This window comes from Aequoribacter sp. (assembly GCF_965659035.1).
Lineage (GTDB): Bacteria > Pseudomonadota > Gammaproteobacteria > Pseudomonadales > Halieaceae > Aequoribacter.
Genome location: NZ_CBFHWH010000137.1, coordinates 1 through 3,111, shown reverse-complemented (window position 1 = coordinate 3,111; position 3,111 = coordinate 1). Strand labels below are relative to the sequence as shown.

Annotated in this window: 2 protein-coding genes and 1 pseudogene; 1 reads left to right on the top strand and 2 read right to left on the bottom strand. The window is 50.5% G+C overall.

What is annotated here, in order from left to right; genetic code table 11:
* Nucleotides 1–1,032, bottom strand: a 1,032-nt coding sequence (locus ACTF5Z_RS11720; RefSeq protein WP_438985794.1) for a hypothetical protein, incomplete at its 3' end; no start/stop codon positions are given.
* 170 nt (nucleotides 1,033–1,202) lie between these two features.
* Here ACTF5Z_RS11720 and ACTF5Z_RS11715 point away from each other — a divergent pair.
* Entirely contained in the window at nucleotides 1,203–2,720 is a 1,518-nt protein-coding gene (locus tag ACTF5Z_RS11715) for a 4-hydroxyphenylacetate 3-hydroxylase family protein (protein WP_438985793.1), read from the top strand.
* 54 nt (nucleotides 2,721–2,774) lie between these two features.
* Here ACTF5Z_RS11715 and ACTF5Z_RS11710 read toward each other — a convergent pair.
* Nucleotides 2,775–3,111 (bottom strand): annotated as a pseudogene (locus ACTF5Z_RS11710) (DUF7133 domain-containing protein); the annotation flags it as partial.

Here is a 3,111-nt window from a genome sequence, read left to right as displayed (position 1 = left end):
TACAACACCGGTTCCTTGATGAATCGCACCCTGAAATTCCAAAGTAACATCGGATATCGCTTGAATGTGCAGAAAACGAGGATCCAATAAGCATTGATGCACATCCCAAGTGTCCTGCGTAACTGCCAGGTCGCCGTGATCAGTGCCATGCCCCCATTCGGGGTGCATGTAGCCAAGCCCTGGCATAAAAAAGGTCGCGGTCGGTCGAAACGTTAGCACGGCGTCACCCTGCTCTGACTGACACAAGGCTCTTAGCTCTTTGATTTTGCGGCTTGTAGGCCCCTCCCACTCATACTGGTATTCCACTTCGTCAAATTCAATGATATTGCCACCAATCGCTTGAATGGCGCCTAGGCGGTTCCAAGGGCGTCCGTATTCGTCATCATTGGTATGCGAAAACGCCACGTAGTCGTCAAAGTTGCACGGGTTCCACAACCAAAAAAACTGCGATAAACCCCCTGCGGTTGGTGGCTGGGGGTCGGGCAAGCCAACTGGACGAATACCCCAACTTCGATCGCGCGTGCCTCGGACTTTGCGGCCGTCAAGTTCAGAACGATTGCCATCGACACTGACAAAACCCGACCATTCCACGTTTTGCGTCATGCGGGTGTAATCCATTAGCGAACGAGTACCGATACGACGGATAAATCGAGGCTCTTCCACCGGTGCGTGCCGTGCCGTCATCGTGACGTCGATAGTCATTCCACTATCGTTGTCAGCCAAAACAATACGTGACTTAAGCAGTGGCTGCTCGATATGAATCGACAAAGGACCGACTTGCAAGACAGAGCGCTCACCTTGCATGTGTTTACTGGCGCGAAAATTGTGTTGCTTATCGCCGTGCAAAATACTAACGGCACCATCCATGATGTCCAAGTTAGGATAAACGCCAAAGGCTATCGCGAAAAAGATCTCACCGTCAGGTGAATACCCATTAAAGAAGTAACGATCGTAAAAATTGCGATCGGTGCCTGCATAGGCCATGGGCTCTGGGGTTTGGTGAAAGGGGTATTCGTCGGCGCCGGTGATCATATTCCTAACCCTTATTATTTTGTGAGGCCAGTAGCCTATCGCATGTAATTAACGAATTTCTACTTCAATTTCGGTGCTCTTAAGCCATCGACCGATAGCCACGATCAATTGAAGTTTTTGCCTCGTCCAGTATGATCCAACGACACATAAAAAATCTAGGACTTACGAACATGTCACAGGATTACCTTTTCCCAAAAGAAGAAACAGCGGCGGAACGCTGGGCCCGCTTTACCCCCATCAACACTGGCGACGACTATATCGAAAGCCTCAGAGGTCGCGATGTCAAGGTATACTTATTCGGGGAGCAGATAGAGGAACCGGTAGATCACCCCATTATTCGCCCATCCATCAATTCGCTGCGAATGACCTACGATCTTGCCATCGAGGATCCAGAGCTAGCAACAGCGCACTCCTCACTCATTGACGCCACGGTGAACCGTTTCCTACATATTGTCGAGTCACCCCACGATCTCGTAATGAAAAACAAAATGCAGCGCCGCATGGGCCAACTGACAGGCACCTGCTTCCAACGTTGTGCGGGGCTTGACACCATTAGTGTATTGCACTCGATTACCTACGATATTGATCAAAAGCACGGCACACCTTATCACCAGCGTTACCTGGACTTCATTAAACAGGCGCAGAAGCACAATATTATTTTGGGTGCTGGCATGACCGATCCGAAAGGCGACCGCAGCAAGCGACCCGCCGAGCAGGCAGACCCCGATCTTTTTATGCATGTCACACGCCGCACCGACAAAGGTTTGTACGTAAAAGGCGCCAAAGCACATATGACTGGCGGCTTAAACTCACACTGGATCTGCGTGATGCCCACTCAGAATATGTTAGAGGGCGACAAAGACTATGCGGTTATCGGCATGGTACCGGGTGATGCGGCGGGCCTAACGTACGTTTATGGTCGCCAATCTTGTGACACCCGCGCACTGGAGGCGGGCGATATCGATAAAGGCAATGCTCAGTACGGTGGCCAAGAAACACTCGTTATTTTTGACGACGTATTCATTCCCTGGGAGCACGTACTCATGGACGGCGAGTACGACTTCGCGCAAGAGCTGGTAACACGCTTTACGGCTTACCATCGCGCCAGCTACGTCTGTAAAACTGGCTTAGGCGACGTCATGGTGGGTGCCGCCGCAAGCATCGCTGAGTACAATGGCGCAGATAAAGCCAGTCACATCAAAGACAAGCTCGTAGAAATGACCCACCTGAACGAAACGATTTATTCGTCGGGAATCGCATCGTCCTATGAGGCCAAGCAATTGCCCTCGGGCATTTTCATGAACGACCCACTGCTTGCAAACATTTGTAAGCACAACGTCACGCGCTTCCCTTACGAAATTTCGCGTCTGGCGCAAGATTTAGCTGGCGGAGTCATGGTGACCTTACCCTCTGAAGCTGACTTTAATAGCCCTGAAATGGGCGAGCTACTGCAAAAATACTTCCAAGGTCGTAGCGACGTTTCGACTGAAGATCGAACTCGTATGCTACGTTTAATCGAAAACATGACACTAGGACGTAATGCCGTAGGCTATTTAACAGAATCAATGCACGGTGCCGGCTCTCCTCAAGCCCAGCGCATCCAAATTACTCGGGGTATGGATGTCGAGCGTAAAAAGCAGTACGCCAAAGATCTTGCAGGCATTATTGCAACCGACCGGTTGGAATAATGTGTACTTAAAAGATCAATGACCCCAGCAGTGCCTTGCTGGGGTCACCTCCAATTAGTCTTCTTTGCGCTTCGCCGGAATCGATTGATCTTCACGAATAATAACCAAACTTTCTGCAGGACCATCCCCAGACCGAATAAACTCGATTGTCATCGGTTTATCGTCACCGTCTGATCGAAACAAATTTTTGCCCGCCGGTTCCAACAAGCCATTTCCTGCCATACCAGCGCTCATCATAAGGCCCTCAGGCTCCTCGGTAATTTTAATCGTTATAAACGACACCGAGTATTCTCCAACGTAAGGGCCAAAACCTCGATCAAAAGGCACTTTCTCAAGCTCTGCGACCGTCCACGGCTGTTTCCTGTCTCGCGAGGACGCGCGGATTGCTGCC